The organism is Pelotomaculum schinkii (assembly GCF_004369205.1).
In the GTDB taxonomy this organism is placed as follows: Bacteria; Bacillota; Desulfotomaculia; order Desulfotomaculales; family Pelotomaculaceae; genus Pelotomaculum_C; species Pelotomaculum_C schinkii.
The window spans coordinates 254962-276530 of sequence record NZ_QFGA01000003.1 but is presented as its reverse complement, the minus strand read 5'-3'; the positions used below and the strand labels follow the sequence as shown (position 1 = coordinate 276530).

Sequence of the window (21569 nt, the reverse complement as noted above, 5' to 3'; positions counted from 1 at the left end):
GTCTTAACTATATGCCGTTAATGATAGCGCCGGCCTCTTCAAGCGAAGCAGCAGTGTATATTTTGTTGATGAGCATGTCCAGTTTCTCCAACTCATTATACTGCCTGACTTTTTCCTGCAAGCCTAGCGAAGCATCCCCAAACCTGGCCTCCAGGTACTTGCAAATAGCCTCCTGTCTGCCTCTAGCTTCTCCTCTGGCTTCTCCTCTAGCTTCTCCTCTGGCTTCTCCTCTGGCTTCACCCTCCGCCCTAGCGCCTGCCAATGCGGAAAGCTCGTCCCGGTACGCTTTTTCCCGCAACTCATACAGCCTGCGTTCTTTCTTATCTTTTAGGAAAATTTGCTCAATGGTCAGCGCTTTTTTGATACCCGGGTTCTCCATGGCGATCGCCTCCATTTCTTTCCCTTCCAGGTTGTTCAGGTACAACATCCATTCTTCCAGAGCATCACTGGGCCTGCGATCAAGTTTCACTATCTTCGGCAACTCCAAAAAATGTATTTCCATATCCTCGTTAAGCAACTCTCCGGTATCCTTTTCTCTCAACTGAAATATATGGTGATACCGCTCCTTATCCGTGAACCAACTAAATCCCAGTATGTTAATCGTAATAGTTTTCTTGAGACTCCTGAAATCTTCTCCACGGGAAAGCTGCCCGTGGTAAAGTCCGGCCCAGTAAAACAGCGTCCGCTTGTCGATGTTATACTGGTTAGCGATCTGGACCTCTATATTGACCAGGGCGCCCGTCGCCGTTCTAGCCAGTATATCCAACCGGGCCGCTCTGTCCAACAGGTACCTGGGGTCAAGTTCCCGGTCCAGCAACTCAACGGAAGCCAGCTCTTTGCCGGGCGCCGGTTTCAGTACAGCATTCAGGAAGCTTAGCAGTGCGTCTTTGCCTTCTTCTGAACCCATGATCCGTTTAAAAGCATAATCATTGATGCGATTGATGCTTTGTACCACCCATTTGACACCCCCTTGCTAGTATTATACCATTTGCCGCTGATAAGTTAATATAAGCTTATCAAGCTTTTGGCTTAATAACAGCAGCCTTTGTCTATCCTCTATGCTGGTGGAGTTTAGCTTATAACGAAGGTTTTCTATTTTAATTAACTGCTCTTCAATAGGTGGGTTTTTTTGCACCAAATTCTGTAACGCTGGTGTCATTCGCTGACCACCTTTCAGGTATACTGCATATTAAAAGCCACAAAACCCTCAATCAGGTGTAGTGGCCTTTTTAGCTTCATCATTGTTGACGCCGCCCCTCCCGAGGCCCGGCTAATATAGTCTCAAATATCCTATCCGTTTCCTGCCTCGTGCCGTACATTCCGACTTGGAAAGAGGCGGGGCTGGAATCCATGTCGGTTTCGTTTCAGCAGCTGGAAGCAAGTTTGCTTTTGGTGATGGGTATTTCCGGGGTAAATCCGCCGGCGCCCTGCAACCCGCCGGCAACCGAAGGATGCCTTCCTGATCGTAGTGCATCATGTTCCACTCAGCCAGGCCGGCCTTGCTGATCGTCGCCGGCTTTTTGTACTCCCTTTTTCTGGGTTTGCCTGGTTTCATCATGCTGACCTTGCTGCATTCATTATTTGTTACTGCAGCATCGTCAGTGATAATATGATAACCCACTTCCAAAAGAGCTTGTTTTACTTCCTTACGTGTTACTCCAAGACGCTCAGATGCTTCTGATACACTGCCTCCGGATTGAATAATTTCCTTTGCAAGTACGCCTGTGGTAAAATACATTTCCGCCAGAATCTCGCGGATTCTCTTTCCCGAGAGCCCGACCACACTTGCTGTCTCCGCTACGCTGTTACCAGCCCGGATCATCTTCTCGATTGCGAACTCCCGGGCAATTGAGATTATTCTTTCTTTCCTGGCCTTCGCTTCTTCATCAATATGCCCTGAAACGCGCTTGCGCTTATTTCTAAGACTGTCTCTTTTGCTAAGCGCCAGTGCCAGGTTCTCTGTCTCCATGTCGTTTAGACCTGGTATGGCCAAGCCTAATGACAGCTTGTCTCTGATTTTCTTCAGAGCGCTTTTTACAGATCTTTTTGTAATACCAAGCTCAGAGGACATATCCTCTAATGTGACACTGCCATCTACCATAACACACTTGGCCACTGCCAGTAACAGTTCACCGTTTTTCAGGCGCACAGTATTACAATTTATTCCAGATTTGCTTCCCCCATCGTCATTTTCACGAACGATTTTTTTTTGCACATACGGATACCATAGGGACTGCGCTCCTTCTTGCAGGGCAGCCACCCCCCTCCTTTGTTCGTTATGTTATTAATGACGACTATTTCCAAATGAAGGAATTTCCTGTGATTAGCAGAAATATATACTGTTGAGGCGCATTATTTTTTTGTGGGTCATTGTTGGCTTATTCGCTTACTGCTTTAGGCAGCGGCTCATCATCCAGCAGTTCAGCTACGGAAACACCCAGGGCAGTAGCAAGTTTTTGTAAGGTATCTGTTCTTGGTATTCTCTTTCCGGCTTCAATTTCACTTATTGCGGACTGTGGAATACCTGCTTTCCTTGCTAATTCTGTTTGGGATCTATTCCCACGAAGTGCTGTTAAGCGTTGAGCAAGACACTTCATTTTTATTCACCGCCTATATGTTTCTAGATAATATACTATCTGAATACGTATATAAAGTCAATACGAATTCGTATAATACGCTTGAAAAAATTTTATGTTACAATCTGAATAAAGATAGTTTTATGGAGTACTAAATTGGATATAGGTCAAAGAATTAAGACAACCAGAGAGCACCAAGGTATCAGCATGAATGCATTATCAAAAAAATCTGGCGCGGCCCAATCCGCAATTAGCGAAATAGAATCTGGGAAACGTCAGCCAACTTTTGAAGTTCTTGAAAAAATAGTCTTTGGACTGGGACTTACCCTTTCCGAGTTTTTCGCTGACCCTCCTGCTGAACTTCAACCTGATCTTCGTCAGATGGTTGATGTTGCTCAAAAACTTACCCCCCTGCAACGTGAACTGTTGATCTCTGTCATGAAAGAGATGGTCAAAGATAATCAACCGGAAGGAGACTAATCATGACTAACGAAGAATTCCAAGCCCTTGTGCTCCGACAACTGCAATCACTTAACGAGGGCCAGGTCAAGTTAACCGAAGGTCAGGCTAAGTTAACCGAGGAACAGGTCAGATTATCCGAAGGCCAGGTCAAGTTAACTGAGGAACAGGTTAAGTTAGCCGAAGGCCAGGCCAGGTTAACCGAGGGCCAGAAGGAAATTCGCAAAGACTTAACCAAACTTGAAACACGTATGGAAAACGAAGTATTTAACAAGATCGGCGCTCTGTTTGATGCCAGGAGCATGCAAAACGATAAGAACGACCAGATAATTGAAAAATTGTCCGAAATGGACGACAAGCTTGATTTTGCACTACTAAAAATAACCCAGCATGAAGTCAAATTGATGACTCAAAAGAAATTGTCATCGAGGTAGCCTTATTGTTCTTGATGTAGGTGACCAAATAAATTTCTCGGCACGTTTAACTGCAATTTATATTGTTTGCCAAGCCTTCACAAGTTTGATATGATCAATAAACAATTTTACTCTTTGAAAGCTAACTGGCTGCGTATTTTGCCCCTGGCTTTTTTCGGTTTCTTTACTATCTGGAGTTTCTGCAAGCCGAGCACCCGGGCAATTTGTTTCGTAACCAGTGTACATTCGTATCCATCATTGTAGCTCAAAGTTCTAGTCACCGCGGGACGTGTTACATCCGCCATGTCGGCGATATCGGCAAGCTTGATTCCTTTTTTCATAAGTTCTATCTTGACATCAAGACCAGTCATGACTTCTTTTAGCACGGGGTCAGCCATAACGATCCCTCCTTTCTCTGCCAGGGCGTTAGATATGATGCTTTAATAAATTAATTGCCCTTGGCTATAATAATAATGTAACTATGTTTCATTGTCAACAAATAAACTCTACAATGGTGCACAAAAATGAGTATTTCAGATCGCTTACTAAAGGCAAGAAAAACACTAAATCTTACTCAGGCTGATTTTGCTAAACCCCTGGGCATAGATAGGGGTTATATTTCTACGCTTGAACATGACTCGCGTGCACCTTCCGAAACACTGTTGAAACTTATAGAACATGAGCATGGTATCTCAGTTACATGGTTGAAAACAGGGGAAGGACAGATGCTCGTCCCTCCTGAAGAAGTGATAATAGATCAAATAGCCCGGTTTGGCGAGCAGACCATTCTGAATGCTTTTAACTTCGTTATAAAAAAACACGACTTGACCGTGGACACCGACGATCCTGAACTAAATCGCATGATCAACACACTTTATGACCTCTGGGCCGTCGGCGATGAACGCCTCAAGGCTTGGGCTTCCATGCAGTTTGATATAGCCTTTCCTAAACACATCGTAGAGGAAGCCAAAAAACAAAAAACACCGTTTGTTACTTCGGTGGTGAAGAGTGATGAGGGAGGACTTAATCCTGAAACCAAAGGAGAATGATTATGGAAAACGAGAAATTTCAGGAACTTGTACTGCAACAACTACAAAATATAAATTCCTGTATGGACGGTCTGGAAAAATCTCAAGACATACTGGCATCTGAACTAATGGCCGTCAAAGCTGATGTACAAGAAGTCAAAGCCGACGTACAGAAAGTAAAGTCCACTGTCACCAGCATTGAGCACAATCATGGTGAAATACTTGGGGCCCTCATAGATGGCTACAAGCAAAATGCTCAAATCCTTTACCGCCATACTTGAGCAACTTGAACGCATTGAGGGAAAAATCGAAAGCCATAACATCCAGATTTCTGTGCTGGATAAGACAAAAGCTAATAAGCGCAAGGCAAAGTAATTTTTTAAATAATGCTTTAAGGCTACCAATTATGTTCCTGTCCACTGCCAGTAACAGTTCACCGTTTTTCAAGAGCGCAACATTACATTTTATTCCAGATTTGCTTCCCCATCTTCGTGTTCATGAGCAATTTATTTTTGCACATACGGATACCATAGGGACTGCGCTCCTTCTTGCAGAGCAGCCACCCCCTCCTTACTTGCACATATTTAATTTGCCTTCCAACTACATCTACCCGCGTCAATCAGTTTTACTATCTTCCAAAAGACCGTTTGCTTCGTCTTTATATGTTTGATATGATCAAGTAAACAAATTTACTCTTTGATTGCTAACTGGCTGTGCATCCTGCCCTTTGCTTTTTTCGGTTTCTTAATTATCTGGAGTTTCTGCAATCCGAGCACCCGGGCAATTTGTTTCGTAACCAGTGTACACTCGTATCCGTCATTATAGCTCAAAGTCTTGGTTACTGTGGGGCGCGTTACATCCGCCATGTCAGCAATATCGGCAAGCTTAAGACCCTTTTTCATAAGTTCTATCTTGACCTCAAGCCCAGTCATGACTTCTTTTAGCCCGGCCATAACGATCCCTCCTTCCTGTCAGGGCGTTAGACATGATGCTTTAAATAAATTAATTGTTCTTGGCTATAATAATAATGCTATTGAGATGCTATGTCAAGAAGCATATACTACTGAAATGCGGTGTTATTTATGAGTATTGGTAAGCGTTTAAAAGAGGCAAGAACCTATTTAAAATTAACCCAAGAAAAATTTGCCCAACCACTGGCTATTACAAGGGGTTACATTGCTAGTATGGAAAACGATTTACAAGAACCCTCTGATACACTTCTAAAACTTATCTCTATCGAACATGGTATTTCAATAGCATGGTTAAAAACAGGAGAAGGAGAGATGCTCACCTCCCCTGAAGAAGCCTTAAAAAACTTAATGGCCCGCTTTGGCGAGCAGACCATAATTGCTGCATTTGCTGGTTTACTGAAAGAACATAACTTAATTATGCCTAACGGCGGGCTAGGCAGCCGCCACGCTGCTACCGGTGATCCAGCGCTAAATCGCATGGTGGGAACCCTTTGTGATCTATGGGCCGCCGGCGACGATAAAATTAGAAACTGGGCGGAAGTACAATTTGACCTGGCTATTCCCCACAACGTAATTGAAGAGCTTCAAAAAAAACAAAAAGATTCTGGCGAGTCGCAGGTCAGTTAGATTTACAGTTATTAACAATAACATCAATTAAACAACTGATTGGGTGGGGGGGACTTGGCCAGCTGGGGGACACTTGGAAGGGATGGGGATATGGTGCAGACCCGTATGAGTCTTTTTGCTTAACACCTTTCTTATTTTTTTTCGGCACGTTCATTCAAGATCTGAAGGTCTGCTTCGAATTTCTCTTTTCGTCTGCGAATCATACCCCGGTTTCTACCGCTTACATATGAAGAAAAGGGGTTTTAAACTGTTAATTAATATATAGAAATATATTACCTTTTATAGTATAATATTCCACGAAACTAAGTGAATGGGCATAGAAGAATGGAATTACATACAGGACTGCCTGGAAGTGGTTCAAGGCAGGGAAATTACCTGTTGCTGCCGAACAAACCCCCATCGGATCCGGTCTGAACGGACACCGCCCAAAACTGATGAAATTACTTGCAGATCCTAAGATACGAGTGATTGTGGTTGAACACCGTGATCGTCTCATGCGGTTTGTGTTTGAATAGGTGGAAAGCTGTCTTTCTGCCCAGGGTAGACGGGTGATCGTGATGGACCAGTCTGAAATGAAAGATGATCTGGTTCAAGATATGATTGAAGTTCTCACATCCTTCTGTGCCCGGCTATATGGCCGCAGGTCGGCAAAGAACAAGGTAAAAAAAGCAATGGAGGCCTTAGAGAATGATAATTAACCGTGCCTATCGGTATGAGTTAAAACCAAACATATCTCAGAGAATCCTCCTTGCCAAGCATGCCGGATGCGCTCGCTTCGCTTACAACTGGGGGCTAGCCCGCCGGATCGAGCTGTATCAAGCGGAAAAGAAGTCAACTAATGCTATGGCCCAACACCGGGCGTTGAATAAGCTTAAACAGACAGATTTCCCCTGGATGTATGAGGTTTCCAAGTGTGCTCCCCAGGAAGCCCTGCGGGATCTCGACCGGGCATTCAAAAACTTTTTCACTGGTCTGAAAGCAGGAGAGAAGATCGGATCTCCCAAGTTCAAGAAGAAAGGTGTCCATGACTCTTTCCGATTGACGGGAGCAATCAAGGTTGAAGAGAAAGCCGTTCAGCTTCCCCGCCTGGGTATAATCCGTCTCAAAGAAGAATCAGCGATAGGTGGCCGGATTCTTTCGGCCACCGTCAGCAGAGAAGCGGATCGCTGGTTTGTCAGCTTTTCCTGTGAGGTAGCGATTCCAGATCCTGAACCTGTCTTCGGTGATGCTGTTGGCATTGACGTGGGGTTGCACCATTTTGCCGCCATGTCTGACGGGACGAAGATCGAAGCTTCTAAACCTCTGGGCAAGTATCTGAAAAGACTCAAGAGATTATCCAAGAAACACAGCAGAATGCAAAAAGGCTCCAACAACCGGAAGAAAAGCGCTCTTGGATTAGCCCGGCTGCACCGGCGCATCCGCAACAGCCGGCGGGACTTCATTCACAAGCTCACGACAGAGCTGGCAAAAACCAAGTCAGAGATCGTGATCGAAGATTTGAATGTCCGCGGGATGTTGCAAAATGACCGGTTGTCCAGGCATATCGCAGACGTGGGCTGGGGAGAATTCCGGCGGCAATTAGCATATAAGACTGTGTGGTACGGGTCAACACTGATACTCGCTCCCCGATTTTATCCCAGCAGCAAGACATGCTCATCTTGCGGTTATGTAATGGATAGCATGCCCCTATCTATTCGTGAATGGGACTGTCCTTGCTGCGGAGTTCATCATGACCGTGACATTAATGCAGCTGTCAACCTGAAGAAATATGCAAGAATCGTTGCTTAAAATTTCAGTACCGGAAGTTCTCCGGGAATTAACGCCTGTAGAGATCCCTCTGTCGGGGATGGGAAACCATTTAGTCACGGGTCGATGATGCAGGAATTTCGGAGTGGGAATATCTTTCTATGAAGAAAGGAACGGGAAAATACTTGAATAACTTTAAAGAATATTACCAAGAATTAACAAATGTATTAATAACACGAGACCCAGATATGTTGGTCAAATTTGTAAATAAATGGGCGTTTAAAATCCAGTCAAAAAAATTACACAAACTTGAAAAAGAACCCAAAGAATTTGTTGAATTGATAATGCATCAGATGATCGTTGCTAACGATAATATTCCAGACAGCATTAAGTCAGAATCTGATAAGTGGCTTAAAGAACGTGGGAGCCAGTTCAATTCTTTTATCAAATTAGCAAGAAAAATGAGACTTGTCGCAAAAGAGAATCCTATCGCTGAAGATAATGAAGATATGCCTCATAGTCGTCATTGGGCAACCTTCCCATCTGGACTTAAAATTTGTTTTACCTTGAGAGATTCAGTTGAAGGATCTATGTGGCACCTATCTGTGTCAAAGATTGGTGGTATAATAACACAAGATGAAATTAAAAGCCTCGTTGTAGCTTTTTTTGATCATGAGAAACCCATAAAGAAGCTCCGGGGAACATATGATAGTAATATAGTACATTTCTTTCAACCAATAGACTAAGGACTTTTGGGTTCAACTGGTAAGTGGAGGAAGTCAATTATACTGCTATTTCGTTGAGAATTTGCCACAGCTTTGAGCTTCAGGGTCGCTACATTTTAAGCATTTGTCTAAGCCTTCAAGGCCAACTTGCTTAATTATTTCTATTACGGGAATAACAGGAGGAATTCGTTTTTCTAAATTTCCATATGCCTTGATACTAACTACACAGCCATATTTAGTTTCTAATTTACCTTTTATAGCCACAAAGAACTTACAATGTCTGCAACGGTGAACTGCCTTCTGTCGCATACCGGGAAGATACATCCGGTGCTTCTCCCACAAAACATTACTTTTATCTGCCATACTTCAAACTTTCCTCCGTGAGGGAAATTCCCCTGAAAATTGCGCTTTCGCCAAATCGATCCCGTATAGCGTCACAAGCTTTGACCATTTTTTCCTGGCGCTCTTCCCAACCGAAAAGGTCAAACTGCTGGTGTTCCTTCTTGACGAGATTGCTGAACGTCACGCCAACAAGCCTTGTCGACCAGGATTCATCCCAGTGTTTCGACAGAAGTCTGCAGGCCGTTTGGTAGATATCGTCGGGAAGATCAGTATAATCCCTCATACTCATTGCCTTAGACAAAAAGTTGAGCTGCGTATCCCGAAGGGTCAAAAAAACCGTTCGTCCTACATAACCGCCCTGGCGGACCCGTCTTGATACCATCTCACTTAGTTCTAGGATGACTACTTTTATCTTCTCAAAGCCCCGAAGGTCACGTGGAAGGGTTCTCTGTTGACCGATGCTTTTGGATGTGTTCAAGGAAGTGGGACTTACCGGAGAATAATCGATGCCCATTGCACAGTACCAGAGCATCTCACCATTTTTACCCCACCGCTTTTTTAGTATCTCTACCGGAAAATTTGCCAGGTCTCCAATAGTATGTATGTTAAAATATCGCAAATGGCGTTCATATCTGGGACCTATTCCAAACAGTTCCCTAACGGGCTTGTCATAAAAAGCTTTTCTGTAATCCTCCACCGTGTCCACTATGGTTAGACCGTCAGGCTTCTGGAGACCAGCGGCCATCTTGGCGATTAATTTGTTTGGACCGATGCCGGCACTACAGCTTACACCTACTTCCGATCTGATTTTCTTTTTAATCTTCATAGCGATTTCTAAAGGCGTGCCAAATAGATGAATGACACCAGTCAGATCCATAAACGCCTCATCAATGGAAAAAGGCTCAACTAGGTCCGTAAAATCTCGCATAATTTTCAAAATCCGGGTCGAGTAGTCGACATACAGGGAATAATGTGGCTTAAAATATGTGGCGTCAGGGCATAGTTTTTTTGCCTCCCACAGCGCCATTCCAGACTTTACTCCCTTTGCCTTGCATGGATAAGAACAGGCTAAAACAATACCTGTACGGCGCTCGGGGTCACCGGCAACCACAACCTCCTTTCCCTCTAAATCGCGGTTTTCAGCCTGGTGGCAGCTTGCGAAAAAGGAATTCATATCTACTAAAGCAATAACTCTGCCCATTAAGCTATCGAACCACCCTTCAGAATAACGTTTTTTCTCGTTCATTGTAGGAATATGGCCTAAAGTTCGTTTTTTTCTCTATAATTTTTCTCTATAATTAAGTAAGAAGCAGCCAGCAGTATTAACTCGCTTCATAATCAACCTCGAACAAGTGTTTGTAGTTAATTATATACGCGAACATCCTTTCGATCAACAGGACAATTATGGAAGTAAAATAAAGAAGAGCCAACAAATTTGACTGGCTCTCAGGAGAGGCTATAATCAATGCTTTCAACAGCACCAACCCTTATATTCAAGAAAAGAAGAATTATTAATAGCATCTATGATCTTCCTTCATTAAAACTCTTCTCCCCAATAAAACAAACGATTTTTCTAAGGACAGCCAACCTTGTAAAAATAGTGGAACATTAATGTGCAAAGTTACACCAACTCCAGAACCACCCTTCTTATCTACCAACTGTTTCCGGAACTGGCTGCTTGCCACCCGCTCTGGCCATTAGCACCTCAAGCGCCGCTTTATCTTCTCTCACCTGGGCCAACTCCTCTCGCAACCGACTGATTTCATTCATAGACTCTCGTTCCTGGGCGAGAAGAGATTTATCCTTATCAACCAATGCCTGCTGCAAACGGGCTTCTAAATCGTTACGATCCTTCAGATAACGATCTGCAAGGTTTGCTTTTTCCTGTAAGGCCTCAGCCACGGAATTAGCTTCTGCGGCCGCTTCACTTGCTTTCTCTGAATTTCTTTCGGCTAATAAGCGGGCCTGACGTTCACGATCCAAAGCTTCCCTAATTTCAGAAAGCTGTTTTTCAGCCTTTTCCCTAATTGCAGCAATCTCATCCTCCGCTTTTTGGAGCTTTTCTTCAGCCTTCTTCTGCACCGTAGATACTTCGGCCTCTATTCTCCGGACCCTTTCTTCAGCTTTTGTTTCAACAGCAGCAACAGCCTGCCTATTACGTTCTTCATAATCATTCCGGAGCTCATTTTCAAGCTTAAGCAAAGAATTTTCCTTCTCTGCTTTTGCTCTTTCTAATTGACGTTCATAATCTTCCTTTGTTTTTTCCAGGCGCCCGGTCAAATCATCACGTTCTGCCTTAAGTTGCTCGACTGTTACTTCCAGTTGCCCAACCAACCCTGCTTTTTCTTCAAGTTCAGACACCTTAGCTTTTGCTGTCGCGGCTGCCTCTTCTGCCAGGTTCGCAAGTTTGGCTAATTTCTCCTGGGCATCAAGCGACCTAGAAAGTGCCTCTTTCGCTTCCTGAACCTCCTTGGCCGCCGTCTCCCTGGCCAACGCCGCCTCCGCTTTTGCTGCATCAACTTGGACCTGAGCATCCTTGGCTACCTTTTGTAACTCTTCTTTTGCTTCCAATGCGGCTGCTTTGGACTGGAGAGTTTCTTGTTCAAGGCTGGCTATTTTATCTGCATAAGCTTCGTCCCGATCCTGTCCCGCCTTCACAAGGGAGACATATGTTTCCTCTATTCTGGCCAGGTGGTGGCTAAGGTTCTCTAATTCCTTTACTTGCCCCATACTTTCCCGTGCCTTGTTGGACTCGTAATTACTTAAAAGCATTTCAAGGAACTCTTTTTTATTCAAGCCAGACAGTTGTCTTAATTCTTCGTATTTTGCTTCTGTTTCCAAGGTTCCACGTATCCCTATAGTTTTTTGGTCGCCTGCCATGTTAACAATCACCTCTTATTTTTATTGATGTTACCCTATGTTAACAATATAACATTTTGCTAACAACATGTAAACAAATACAATACCTATTTTTACTATTATTTCTTTAAAATAGATTGTTAACAAAATAACATATGTTAACGTGAGTAATAAAGGTACAAAGATGTTAACTCCAACACCTCTGCCCCCTCCAATGTCCATTAATGAAGGCGCTCTCTAAGAGCGCCTTTTCAGTATCTCCTTTATTTGTTTAGGGGGTAGCGTGTTCCTCAATGGGGTCGGTGGCCCTACGTCCTAATCCATAGGCCTTTATTAAAACTTGTAAACACACCCGGTTACATTCTACAAAATCGGTAGTCGGTGAACTCATCCGGATCGTAAAAGACATCAACCCATATTATCGACGGCCGTCTCCGCTAAATATGTTAGCATCTTACGGATTGAAGATTTTCTTCTTTAGCGCTGTTTGTAAAATCAAAAATGCTAAGGGCAATGGAGCAAACTTGTTCCATACTGTTATACAGGTTACAAAGGTAAAAAAATACGTGGTTTGGTTCCTCCGGTCTATCGAACGGCAAACACCAAGCCTTAACATATTCCAATAAAACGACCACTGGAAAAGTAAATTTGTTTTTTCCATACCTGTCAACAACAACCAGTATTGTAGAAGAACCCTCATAATGTGGTTCTATGATTACCCTAAACTGCAGATCGGGATATTTGTTATTTAGTAGTTTCACTATTGGCCAATAGAAATACCAGTACTTTTTACGTATACCATCATTGACATCCTCGTCGTCGAAGAAAGGCCCCGAAGTGTTTGTGCACGTTCCATGGTCAGTCAAAAACTCAGCATGGTAGGCATAGAATGCTTCCCGCAACTCCACGGGTACCTCAAAAACCTCCGCCTGGGCGAATGGGATACCGTTGTCAAGTACACATTCCTCCATCGTCTTATAACCTTCAGCCATCTCCTTTAACTGCCCCAGGAAAATTTCTTTTCCTCTATCAATATTATTCATCATATATTTCGGAATCGGGCGCCCCGGCCCGATTCCCTTACACCTCCTTGTTATCAGGAAATCGAGGCCGGCTGGCCCAATATCATTTCTGCCATGTTATTAATAACTTAAATGTTAGGCAACGCCTGCTCCCTTCTAACTCCAATTTCACAGATAAATTCTTTCATACCGATAATTGCTTGAGCATGATACTCTATGGCACGCAGGACATAGGAAAGGTCGTGCTCATTAGCTATATGGCATTGCTCTCTGTCAATCTGCTCCCATCCGTTACCCAGTACCACTTCTGTGTACGGCAAGACAGCGTAACCCTCTTTGACTTTTATTATAAAGCACCCTAAGAATTCAGCGTAATGGCCGCTGGTGTATGGCACCATGAGGTAATTGTCATCCCCAATAAATTCCGTTAGACTACTTTCATCCCAACCATTTTCTTCAAGAAAATCAGTTAACTCTTTATAGGAGCATACCTGTAATCATTAGAAACGGTCTTTGAAAAAAGAGACGCTCACCAATAAAATGGTATTGTGCTGATCCAGCCAAGAAAGGCACAAAACCAAATTGAGGAGGCGCCTCTATATGAAGCGTACACAAAACGAGAAAATTTCGCAAATAAAAATTGAAACCTTGGTGGTCGGAATCGATATTGGAAAAGAAACCCATTATGCAAGAGCCTTTGATTACAGAGGGATTGAACTGGCCAAGCTGCTGATATTTAGCAACACGGCGGAAGGATTTCAACACCTTGACCGATGGATGCGGGACATCTGCAAGCAGCAAGAAAAGACCGAAGTCATCGCCGGTTTTGAGCCCACTGGACATTACTGGTTCTCATTGGGGGACCACCTAAAGCGCAAGGGTCATAAACTTGCAATAGTCAACCCTTTCCATGTCAAACGAACCAAGGAACTGGATGACAACAGCCCTACCAAGAATGACCGAAAGGATCCGAAAACCATCGCCATGTTAGTAAAAGACGGGCGTTACCGGGATGTGTACATACCCGACGACATCTATCAGGAACTGCGGGAAGCGGTGGCTGAACGGGAACGGCTTCAAGAGCGGTTAAATGCTACTCACAACAGGGTTGTTCGCTGGCTGGATATCCGGTTTCCAGAGTTTGCAGGGGTTTTTAAGAAATGGACAGGAAAAACAGCACTGCTGACACTTAAAATATTCCCGACACCAGCAAAGGTTTTGGAAGCGGGCGCAGACAAAATACTGGCCACATGGAGGACAGTTGTGAAACGTTCCGTAGGCATAAAAAGAGCGCAAGCGCTGGTAAAAGCAGCGTCCAACAGCATTGGCAGAACCACCGGCCATGTAGCTTCGGATGCCAGCCTGCAGAACCTGCTTGCAGAATATGAATTGTACCATGCACAACATGAACGCTTAGAACAACTAATGTTGGAACTACTGCTTCAGGTGCCGAATGCAGCCAAACTTCTGAAAATCAAGGGAGTGGGCTTGGTTACAGCCACAACCTTTGTCGGCGAAACCGGTGATATCCACAGGTTCGAACACCCTCGCCAGATACAAAAACTGGCTGGTTGTAACCTGGTTGAGAACAGCTCCGGCAAACACAAAGGAAAGACCACTATCAGTCACCGGGGGCGGAAGCGATTAAGGCATGGGCTGTTCATGGCCATGATTGCCATCCTGGGTAAAAACCCGGAGTTCCAGGAACTACACCAACGCAATCTAACAAGGGAAAAAAACCCGCTAAACAAGATGCAATCCATTATCGCCCTCTGCGGCAAACTCATCCGGGTATTCTACACCATTCTGAGCAAGGGTGTTGACTACAATCCTGAGAAGATGATGGGCGATATTCAACAGCCGGTTAAAATAGCCGCATGAAAACGCTGAGAACATCCTGATAAACGATACAGATTAACGAAAGCACATCATCGTAGTGGAATTAGCCGCGGCCATTCAGACGAAGATGTGACTGCCCCCAATAGTTATCTACAGGTTTTTATCGCACTTTGAAAACGGAGAGCCCGGGACAGTCAGGTTGAATTATTCCATTAGGGCATAGACCCGGTCTAGGAGCATGACTGACGTTCCACCTCTTGGATAGGCAGGACGAAGGTATTTAGGGCGAAGACCCAGGAAGATGTGGGAGGTTTGCTGCCAGGAGACGATGTGGAATCCCACTGGCCTTGATACAAAAAAACATGCGGCCTTGGTGAAAGTTAAACATCATCATCCATAATTACACATTGATGTAAATAACAAGAGATAGGCTATCCGAATAAAAAGTGAAAATCTAAGAAAAGCGGAGATATTTAAAGATAACCGAAGACTATTAAGGGAGGGCAAATCAGCGTTATCAAAATTACTCATCCCTATTGCCCCCTCCTAAGCAACCTCGTTAAATACTTTCCGGGTCTTAACAACCGTATATGTCTCTTCCGTTATCGGTAAAGAGCAATAATACTTCAGAGTGGCAACCATGTCCTCGTAAAGACGATCAAATCGCTTAAGGATATTATATATTTCCCTGACCTCGTCATAACGCATTTCTTTCAGTTCTTGTTTATCTTTTACCGGGAACCCGTCGCGAAAGTGGCTTTCCATCACCAAATAACCTCCACTTCGACCGTTGGTAAAAACATGTATACCTGTTTCTTCTCTAAAAACTTCAATCAACCAGCGCATTTCCTCCCAAAGGACTGTACTAAGGTCTTTGTCACAAATAATTTCGTACGCTCTGTCCGTTTCTTCCTTGGTCAAAGGTAGCTTATAAAGTTTAATACAACGGCTATAACCAATCAAACCGTTCCAGCTATTCATTGTCCAGTAAGTATTGTAGCCGGTAATATAGCCTATCATCTCTTTTTTGGTTTTTCTGGGCATTCGTATAGGTGCGGCTATCAGAACCGCCCCCTTTCCCTCCTTTCAGGTTTTGGGTGCGGTTCACGCCGCCATATTTATTAAATCATCAGATATTGCTTAAAGATTAGCTGAGCATCTTCCGTTTTTCATCAAAAACACGTCCATCCTCACTGTTTACAAATGCTCGGGGCTTCTTGTCCTTCTTCCTGCCAAAGAATCACCTGGAATCTGCAGCCGGCAGTCAAATATTCCATGATTCTAAATGCTTCACTCGACACATTTTGCAGAATATCAACGACCCTGCCCAAGGTATTGATCTCAGAAAGTTTGGCAAAAAAATATTTGAAAGTCAGGTTGGCCTGCTTAAAGCCAAAAACGTTCACATAGACACTCAATCCGATAGACATGGTGTTGTCGCCGTCGTAACTAATCTCTGCATCCACAGGCGCCGGCAAAACATTATCTACAGGGTACTCAAGCAGCAGGCATCCAAATAAATACTTGAGAGTATCCTCATTATACAAGCCGCCGAAGTCAAATTCCGACTCAAGGTAAGTCTCCAGCGAATCGACATCGATAACTCCCAGAGCATGCATTTGCCCGATGCCTTTCGTTAAATCCTGGCCATCCTCTGCTTCATAGAAGTTCAATATAGCAAGCAAAATAGCATCATTGTTTGGCGTAGTATTCGGCTGCGAATCAATCATTTCTGTCATTCTATAGGGCGGCCACCGGCGCCGCCCTTTTTCACCTCCTTCGAGATGATCCAGAACGGGCCGGTCCGTCCGATTATGTCAAATCAAGCTCTGAAAATTACACCGCCATGGTTTGCATCGGTACCCCACCACGCCGGCGGCGGCCACCTTCGACAGGCATGTCCCTGTTTTCGTCACTTCCACTTATTACCACACCGCGCCGTTTGCGCCCGCCAGTCACTACTTGCTGTTCGGTTTCCAGTGTAACACGGCCGCGCGTAGCCCTCGGTTTGTGCCCCAGAGACAAGAGAACCTGGCGGTTTTCTTCCGCTATCTTTTTCAATAAATCCAAGGTTTCCCCGGCATCCCGGTCTTTGGATTCTTTTTCAAGCATCCCGGAAAGTTCGCCGAGCTGCTGGATGACAACCCGGTCCTCCATGAAGTTTAGCGCCTGCACTTTACCCACCAGTTGACGCAGTGAGTTGACACTTGGCCCCGGCAGGTGCCCATGTCTTTTAACACTCTCTTGGGCAGCCGATACAGCCTCAAAAATCATCGACCGCAACTGGGCGGCCAGGTCGGAAATAAACCCTTCCACGTGTCGGGTGTATGATTGCCTGATTTCTTCAGCCACAGCATTTTCCGCCCTGGCCATCACCGCATTGGCCATGCGTGTTTCCATCTCGGCCATCGTTGTCGTTACGGGCACGAAACTGAGGTTGATCTCAAACTTATAAGATCCCTCGATCTCTTCCACACTTGGAAAGGCGTTCATGACACGGAACACAAAGTTCTCCACAAAGTATTCAGGTACACTGGCATAGGGATCTTTTTGAAGCGTCCGGTATACCTCCTGAGCCGCCTCGCGGTATTTCATGTAGGTGCTCGCCCGAATGCTGTCATAGTCGGCTATAATGCTGTCGTGATATCTCTTATAATCGACCTTAAACTCTTCCAGCCTTCGGCGCAGCTCATCATACACCTGGTAGGGTACAAAATGCCCCCACGCGGTGTTAAAGCTGGACTCTTTGAGCAACCTCCTGGCCCTCGTCTCAACGGCATCAAGGTTCTTGAGATAGCTTAATGGAATGAGCCTGCGCCGTCCAAGTTTAATGTATTCGTCCAGAAACTCGCCGTAATCGTCCTTTGCTTCAATCCCCAGGTCTACTGCGTCGAGCAGCAGCTCAAACCGTTCCCGGGTGATCTTCAGATCAACCAGAATACCTTTTCTGGCCAGTTTAGTCGCAGTGGCGTCCATCCGAACGCGGATGTCGTCTGGATCGCATCCCAGTCTATCAGCAATTTCGTTTTTCTGATCAACGATGCTCTTATCGCCCTCTTCCTGGGCAATATTCTTAAGCAGATCGTCCATGATATTCCGAATGTCCATCTATCACACCTCCGTAACCGGGAAGGACTGAAGTCCTTCCCAGCCTCGTTTTTTTTAGCTATCTGGCTATTTTATAAATTACGTTTCCGCCTGGATTGACCACTTTCGCCGACAACCTGCAGTTTTCGAACGCGCTTTTCAGCAAGTCTCTGCCGGTAAGCCGGGGGTAACAACTCCAGATCGTTACATTCCTCCAGCGCCAGACTGGTCATCTCCTCAATGCTTTGTGTGGTTGGCCTGTAAACATCCAGGGCGTAACGAATGTGCTCTGCCTGGATTGCCTCTGAGCCGGCATCCTCGGCTACCTCTGCAGCCTTCAGGACCAGGGCCTCGATTTCGGCGCCGGTATACCCTTCTTCTGTGGCTTCGGCCGCCTCTTGCAGCTCCTCTTCAGAGAGCGAACAGGCAATACTGTATTTCTTGCATATGACCCGGTAGATGTCTGCCCTTTCCTCCGCGTCAGGAGGAAGCACAGGCAGTTTCTTATCAAACCGACCGGGACGCTTCAAGGCAGCGTCCATCTTGTCCGGCCGGTTGGTCAGGCCGATAAACACGACCCTGCCCCGGTGCCTTGTGTCCGACATAAATTCCAAGAGGCGTTTAAAGAGCCTGTTGGAGACTCCCGAGTCGCCGCTGTTGTCCCTGGAAAGTCCGGCCTGGTCTATCTCATCAACAAGGACGATAGCTGGCGAAAGGGCCTCAACACACTTAAGGGCTTTCTCTAGGTTCGCCTCGGACGATCCCACCCACTTGTCCATAATTTTGGCCAGGTTAAGAGAACAGCAGTTGATCCCGCTCTCTTTGGCCACCGCCTCGCCAAGAACAGTCTTGCCGGTGCCGGCAGGGCCGGGCAGGAGTATGCCCATGGGGCAGCGCTTCAGGTTCCCCTCACGCAGGGGTCGAATGACGTTCTTCAGGAAGAATTCCTTTATGTGCCTCATTCCCCCGATGTCACTAAAGTCAACTTCAGGGTCAATGATCTGCAGCACGTCACCGTATTCCGATGAGATGATGTCCTTCTTGCGCTCTTTCACCAACTCAGGGGTCACCGGCACTTCGTCAGTGTCGGCGCGCAGGAAGATGTCTTCCAAGTGCAGCTTCTTCAAGCCGGCGGTTAATCTGGCCATTTGTGTAACGGTGATATCCTTCAGGTTGGCCGAGCCGTCTTCAAGGGCATATTTAGCGGCTAAGGCTTCGATAAATCGCTGACGATCTTCTTGAGCAGGCAGGGGTACCTGCACTGCCTCAATCCGGCTGCTGGCAGAACGCAGGGCCGGGTGAATATCGGAAAGGTTTTCCGTCACCAGAAAAACGGGTGAACCCAGCTCGGCGATCTGACTGTCCCGTGCCCAGCGCAAAAGTGTTGTGAGAACGGTCCTGTCACCGGGCGACATTTGGGCTAATTCGGCCGCGGGCGCTAGGGTTTCCGCATAGTCAATAATCACAGCGGTCTTTGGCTTGCTCTCACCGTCACTGTCCACGAAGAAAAGGCGCAGGGCAGCCTCAATTAGAATAAGGGCTGCAACTGGATCTCTGGGCAGAGCCTCGTCTATCCCCAGGGGATTGATGTCGGAACCCTTTAACCCCAGTTCATCCAGTAGCACCTTGCGGTGTTCCGGAATTGGGAAACTAATCCCGGCGGATCGATTGTAGCAGATAATGATCTCCCTATCGGCGACCAGCGGTGATTTCCTTAAAAATTCCACCGTGGAATCAATGCTGTCTACCGTATCAGAGACATTGAAGTGCAGTAAAAAGACATGAGCTATAGAAGCATGCCATTTCTTATAAATTTCTTGTATCCATTTCAATTGCTATCCCTCCCGGGAAATCGTCTATTTTTAACCGCAATACGGGTTTGAGTTCATGCAGGCGATACAATTTGTTGACCCCTGCATTCCACAGATCCCGCACAGCAACAGCCCTATCTCCGGAGTCCACCACGCGGACTCAACGGTGCCGTCCGCGTGGATGGTGATCTCCAGTTCCTTATGGGCAGGCATCGGTAATACCTCTGATGCCTGCCTGGCATGTCTAATTCTCTCCAGTCCCTGATTAAAAGGCACTGAGTTTTTTAAAGACACCACTGCCTCCCACCTCATTCTCTTCGGTTTCCTGGAGCATGATCGGCTTTGGCTCGCGTTGGGTAATGAACCCGAGGGCGTCCTCGAACGGCTTGGTTGCCTTCAGACAATCCCTGCCGGTATACCCCGCCGCCTCGATCTCGGTGGACCCGTCCGGTTTTACTGTGATAATGATTTCTTTCATTATTACGCCGCCCCCCTTATCTTGAGCCTGATGGAGCCGTCCTGAAGGGTCTCTTCCGTGACGTTGGCTAATAGCGCTGAAGCCTGGCGTTTGGCCATGGAGACCGAATATCTCTGTTTGAGCAGTCCAAAATCGGCTCCCAGGACCTTCTCCACGTGCCCCATGTACCAGTCGGTTGTGAGGCTTATATTGCCATCCTCTTCTTTATTAGCCGCCACGTCATAGGGCGACTCCGGAGGGATGATGACCATCATAGCCTGAATCCTGTTTTCGTAATATCCCCGCGCAGTGGCGTTACGCGAGACTTCACAGCCAAGCGACTTGGCTGCTTCTTCAAGAACATCAAAATCCCTAATATTTGTTTTTACTTGCGTCCAATGAGACACGTTACATTCCTCCTTTTTTAAAAGCCGATTAGTTAAACCATTCCTGGCCGACGTAATCAGCCATTCCGTTTTCTCTAAAGTTATCTCCGTAGAATCCCCAACAGCTATCTAACTCGTTGCCTTCTGCATCCTCCAGAACATAACCGTAGACATTACCTTCCAGGTACTCGGAGTAAACATTGACCTCAGATTTCAATGCCTGGATAACTTTTTCGCGGATTTTCTTAGTTATCCGCTTGATACCGTATTCCCTCCGGACCATCTCCTTCGTTACATAAATCCAGCCAACCTGACCGGAATCCCAGGGACAGTAAAAGCCGGTCGTGTTCATTGTGATCCCGGAGTGGTCATACAGGTAAAGAGGTAAGATGATGCAATCATTCTCTAAGAAATCAAGAATCTTATCATCTACTTCTTTACTGTAGGCACTGTAACTTCTAAATATCTCCCTATCAACTTGGTTTTTAAGTTTTTCGTACTTTTCTTCGGCTTTGTATGTGTTCCCAAGCATTTCCTCAAGCAAGGATAATAAAAAATTATCCTTATCTTCAAAATTATGCTTATCACCTAAAACATAGCGGCTATGCCAGCAGATCATTGTACCAAAGTTATCGTAATCTTGCCGAGGATTGCTTGCGCTTTCGTCGTAATAAATTCTCAGGACATTGCTATCTTTTTTATATACTTCATATGTTGTCATTTTAATGCGGGGCCGGCCTTGACCGACCCCATTCCTCCCTTCAATATCGGAATGATTGGGACCGGTTGGCCGCCTACGATCTTGTTAACTTTGGAACGCCTTTGTACAGGCATTGGCTATCTGCAAGGCGTAATTCAAACCGTCGGGTCCTTGCCGGAGGGTTTTCCCAAGAAACAGATCCTGATATTTACCACCGACAAGGATCAACCCTACATGGATGTAGTGTCCTTCTGACGTCCTTGACTGCAAAAGATATTACTCGCCAATAATCAGATGGAATAGATATTTCTTTGGGCTTTTTATCGGAATAACGATATTCCACGCAAGTATCAAAATACTCATCCGGCACAAGGTCTTCCGCTTCCAGCCTCGCCTTGAGTTCTTCGAATACTTCCTGAACCGTTTTCATTCGATTAAACCTCAGATACCCTAGCTTCTCAGGGTTGGGTTCCCATACCTCAATTTCAATTGGTTCTTGGATTTGATTTACTTGTCCTAAA

At 45.5% G+C, this 21569-nt stretch carries 28 protein-coding genes and 1 pseudogene; 10 read left to right on the top strand and 19 right to left on the bottom strand.

Translation table 11 applies throughout. From position 1 onward, the window contains the following. Nucleotides 1-7 precede the first annotated feature (7 nt). The 4 genes from Psch_RS17520 to Psch_RS17505 all read right to left on the bottom strand — a co-directional run bounded on the left by Psch_RS17520 (nt 8) and on the right by Psch_RS17505 (nt 2597). The gene (locus tag Psch_RS17520) at nt 8-955 is read right to left on the bottom strand and encodes an Rpn family recombination-promoting nuclease/putative transposase (protein ID WP_282432482.1); all 948 of its coding nucleotides are present in this window, start codon (nt 953-955) and stop codon (nt 8-10) included. A gap of 24 nt (nt 956-979) precedes the next feature. Further along, entirely contained in the window at nt 980-1159 is a 180-nt protein-coding gene (locus Psch_RS17515) for a Spo0E family sporulation regulatory protein-aspartic acid phosphatase (protein ID WP_190259113.1), read from the bottom strand. Between the two features lie 111 nt (nt 1160-1270). After that, entirely contained in the window at nt 1271-2260 is a 990-nt protein-coding gene (locus Psch_RS17510) for a hypothetical protein (protein WP_190259112.1), read from the bottom strand. A 118-nt stretch (nt 2261-2378) separates the two neighbouring features. Further along, nucleotides 2379-2597, bottom strand: coding sequence for a helix-turn-helix domain-containing protein (locus tag Psch_RS17505; RefSeq protein WP_190259111.1), 219 nt, complete (start codon nt 2595-2597; stop codon nt 2379-2381). A gap of 135 nt (nt 2598-2732) precedes the next feature. Here Psch_RS17505 and Psch_RS17500 point away from each other — a divergent pair, with 135 nt between their 5' ends. Next, complete coding sequence (locus tag Psch_RS17500; protein WP_190259110.1) at nt 2733-3056, top strand: helix-turn-helix domain-containing protein; 324 nt, start codon at nt 2733-2735, stop codon at nt 3054-3056. Nucleotides 3057-3058: 2 nt separating this feature from the next. Further along, nucleotides 3059-3469, top strand: a complete 411-nt coding sequence (locus Psch_RS17495) for a hypothetical protein (RefSeq protein ID WP_190259109.1) — start codon at nt 3059-3061, stop codon at nt 3467-3469. A gap of 107 nt (nt 3470-3576) precedes the next feature. Here Psch_RS17495 and Psch_RS17490 read toward each other — a convergent pair whose 3' ends face one another. Continuing rightward, nucleotides 3577-3846: a hypothetical protein gene (locus tag Psch_RS17490; protein ID WP_190259108.1), complete on the bottom strand. Its 270-nt coding sequence runs from the start codon at nt 3844-3846 to the stop codon at nt 3577-3579. A gap of 126 nt (nt 3847-3972) precedes the next feature. Here Psch_RS17490 and Psch_RS17485 point away from each other — a divergent pair, with 126 nt between their 5' ends. Both Psch_RS17485 and Psch_RS17480 read left to right on the top strand, forming a co-directional pair. Continuing rightward, nucleotides 3973-4497 (top strand): helix-turn-helix domain-containing protein, encoded by a 525-nt coding sequence (locus tag Psch_RS17485; protein WP_190259107.1) that lies wholly within the window; start codon nt 3973-3975, stop codon nt 4495-4497. A gap of 2 nt (nt 4498-4499) precedes the next feature. Further along, a complete protein-coding gene (locus Psch_RS17480) occupies nt 4500-4757 on the top strand; it encodes a hypothetical protein (RefSeq protein WP_190259106.1) in 258 nt (85 codons plus the stop codon). 408 nt (nt 4758-5165) lie between these two features. Here Psch_RS17480 and Psch_RS17475 read toward each other — a convergent pair whose 3' ends face one another. Beyond that, nucleotides 5166-5429, bottom strand: coding sequence for a hypothetical protein (locus Psch_RS17475; protein WP_190259105.1), 264 nt, complete (start codon nt 5427-5429; stop codon nt 5166-5168). Nucleotides 5430-5558: 129 nt separating this feature from the next. On the opposite strand from Psch_RS17475, the gene Psch_RS17470 reads away from it, so the two are divergent. The 4 genes and pseudogenes from Psch_RS17470 (at nt 5559) to Psch_RS17455 (ending at nt 8566) form a co-directional block, all read left to right on the top strand. After that, nucleotides 5559-6074, top strand: coding sequence for a helix-turn-helix domain-containing protein (locus Psch_RS17470; RefSeq protein ID WP_190259104.1), 516 nt, complete (start codon nt 5559-5561; stop codon nt 6072-6074). Between the two features lie 329 nt (nt 6075-6403). Further along, nucleotides 6404-6772: pseudogene (locus Psch_RS17465) on the top strand (IS607 family transposase). Then, complete coding sequence (locus Psch_RS17460) at nt 6762-7862, top strand: RNA-guided endonuclease InsQ/TnpB family protein (protein WP_206663792.1); 1101 nt, start codon at nt 6762-6764, stop codon at nt 7860-7862. The pseudogene Psch_RS17465 and the gene Psch_RS17460 overlap by 11 nt, the downstream one beginning before the upstream one ends. A 119-nt stretch (nt 7863-7981) precedes the next feature. Then, nucleotides 7982-8566: a hypothetical protein gene (locus Psch_RS17455; protein ID WP_190259103.1), complete on the top strand. Its 585-nt coding sequence runs from the start codon at nt 7982-7984 to the stop codon at nt 8564-8566. Between the two features lie 45 nt (nt 8567-8611). Here Psch_RS17455 and Psch_RS17450 read toward each other — a convergent pair whose 3' ends face one another. The 5 genes from Psch_RS17450 to Psch_RS17430 form a co-directional block, all read right to left on the bottom strand. Continuing rightward, nucleotides 8612-8908, bottom strand: a complete 297-nt coding sequence (locus Psch_RS17450) for a hypothetical protein (RefSeq protein WP_190259102.1) — start codon at nt 8906-8908, stop codon at nt 8612-8614. Beyond that, nucleotides 8898-10088: a DNA polymerase IV gene (dinB, locus tag Psch_RS17445; RefSeq protein ID WP_190259101.1), complete on the bottom strand. Its 1191-nt coding sequence runs from the start codon at nt 10086-10088 to the stop codon at nt 8898-8900. Before dinB ends, Psch_RS17450 begins: the two co-directional genes overlap by 11 nt. Before the next feature lie 446 nt (nt 10089-10534). After that, the gene (locus Psch_RS17440) at nt 10535-11767 is read right to left on the bottom strand and encodes a coiled-coil domain-containing protein (protein ID WP_190259100.1); all 1233 of its coding nucleotides are present in this window, start codon (nt 11765-11767) and stop codon (nt 10535-10537) included. Nucleotides 11768-12192: 425 nt separating this feature from the next. After that, nucleotides 12193-12792: a hypothetical protein gene (locus tag Psch_RS17435; RefSeq protein WP_190259099.1), complete on the bottom strand. Its 600-nt coding sequence runs from the start codon at nt 12790-12792 to the stop codon at nt 12193-12195. A 104-nt stretch (nt 12793-12896) separates the two neighbouring features. Continuing rightward, on the bottom strand, nt 12897-13088 hold the full coding sequence (locus Psch_RS17430; protein WP_190259098.1) for a hypothetical protein: 192 nt from the start codon (nt 13086-13088) through the stop codon (nt 12897-12899). 280 nt (nt 13089-13368) lie between these two features. Here Psch_RS17430 and Psch_RS17425 point away from each other — a divergent pair, with 280 nt between their 5' ends. Then, a complete protein-coding gene (locus tag Psch_RS17425) occupies nt 13369-14649 on the top strand; it encodes an IS110 family RNA-guided transposase (protein WP_190259097.1) in 1281 nt (426 codons plus the stop codon). A 504-nt stretch (nt 14650-15153) separates the two neighbouring features. On the opposite strand, the gene Psch_RS17420 is transcribed toward Psch_RS17425, so the two are convergent. The 8 genes from Psch_RS17420 to Psch_RS17385 all read right to left on the bottom strand — a co-directional run bounded on the left by Psch_RS17420 (nt 15154) and on the right by Psch_RS17385 (nt 21069). Further along, the gene (locus Psch_RS17420; protein ID WP_190259096.1) at nt 15154-15651 is read right to left on the bottom strand and encodes a hypothetical protein; all 498 of its coding nucleotides are present in this window, start codon (nt 15649-15651) and stop codon (nt 15154-15156) included. A 146-nt stretch (nt 15652-15797) separates the two neighbouring features. Continuing rightward, entirely contained in the window at nt 15798-16346 is a 549-nt protein-coding gene (locus tag Psch_RS17415; RefSeq protein ID WP_190259095.1) for a hypothetical protein, read from the bottom strand. A 97-nt stretch (nt 16347-16443) separates the two neighbouring features. Continuing rightward, nucleotides 16444-17715, bottom strand: coding sequence for a DUF3150 domain-containing protein (locus Psch_RS17410; protein ID WP_190259094.1), 1272 nt, complete (start codon nt 17713-17715; stop codon nt 16444-16446). Nucleotides 17716-17786: 71 nt separating this feature from the next. Further along, entirely contained in the window at nt 17787-19526 is a 1740-nt protein-coding gene (locus Psch_RS17405) for an ATP-binding protein (protein WP_190259093.1), read from the bottom strand. A 30-nt stretch (nt 19527-19556) separates the two neighbouring features. Beyond that, nucleotides 19557-19799: a hypothetical protein gene (locus tag Psch_RS17400; RefSeq protein ID WP_190259092.1), complete on the bottom strand. Its 243-nt coding sequence runs from the start codon at nt 19797-19799 to the stop codon at nt 19557-19559. Beyond that, nucleotides 19771-19983 (bottom strand): DUF2997 domain-containing protein, encoded by a 213-nt coding sequence (locus Psch_RS17395; protein ID WP_190259091.1) that lies wholly within the window; start codon nt 19981-19983, stop codon nt 19771-19773. Before Psch_RS17395 ends, Psch_RS17400 begins: the two co-directional genes overlap by 29 nt. A 2-nt stretch (nt 19984-19985) precedes the next feature. Continuing rightward, nucleotides 19986-20369: a DUF1257 domain-containing protein gene (locus Psch_RS17390; protein WP_190259090.1), complete on the bottom strand. Its 384-nt coding sequence runs from the start codon at nt 20367-20369 to the stop codon at nt 19986-19988. A 28-nt stretch (nt 20370-20397) separates the two neighbouring features. Continuing rightward, a complete protein-coding gene (locus Psch_RS17385) occupies nt 20398-21069 on the bottom strand; it encodes a hypothetical protein (protein ID WP_190259089.1) in 672 nt (223 codons plus the stop codon). Between the two features lie 18 nt (nt 21070-21087). Here Psch_RS17385 and Psch_RS17380 point away from each other — a divergent pair, with 18 nt between their 5' ends. Then, nucleotides 21088-21303 (top strand): hypothetical protein, encoded by a 216-nt coding sequence (locus tag Psch_RS17380; protein WP_190259088.1) that lies wholly within the window; start codon nt 21088-21090, stop codon nt 21301-21303. Nucleotides 21304-21569 lie beyond the last annotated feature (266 nt).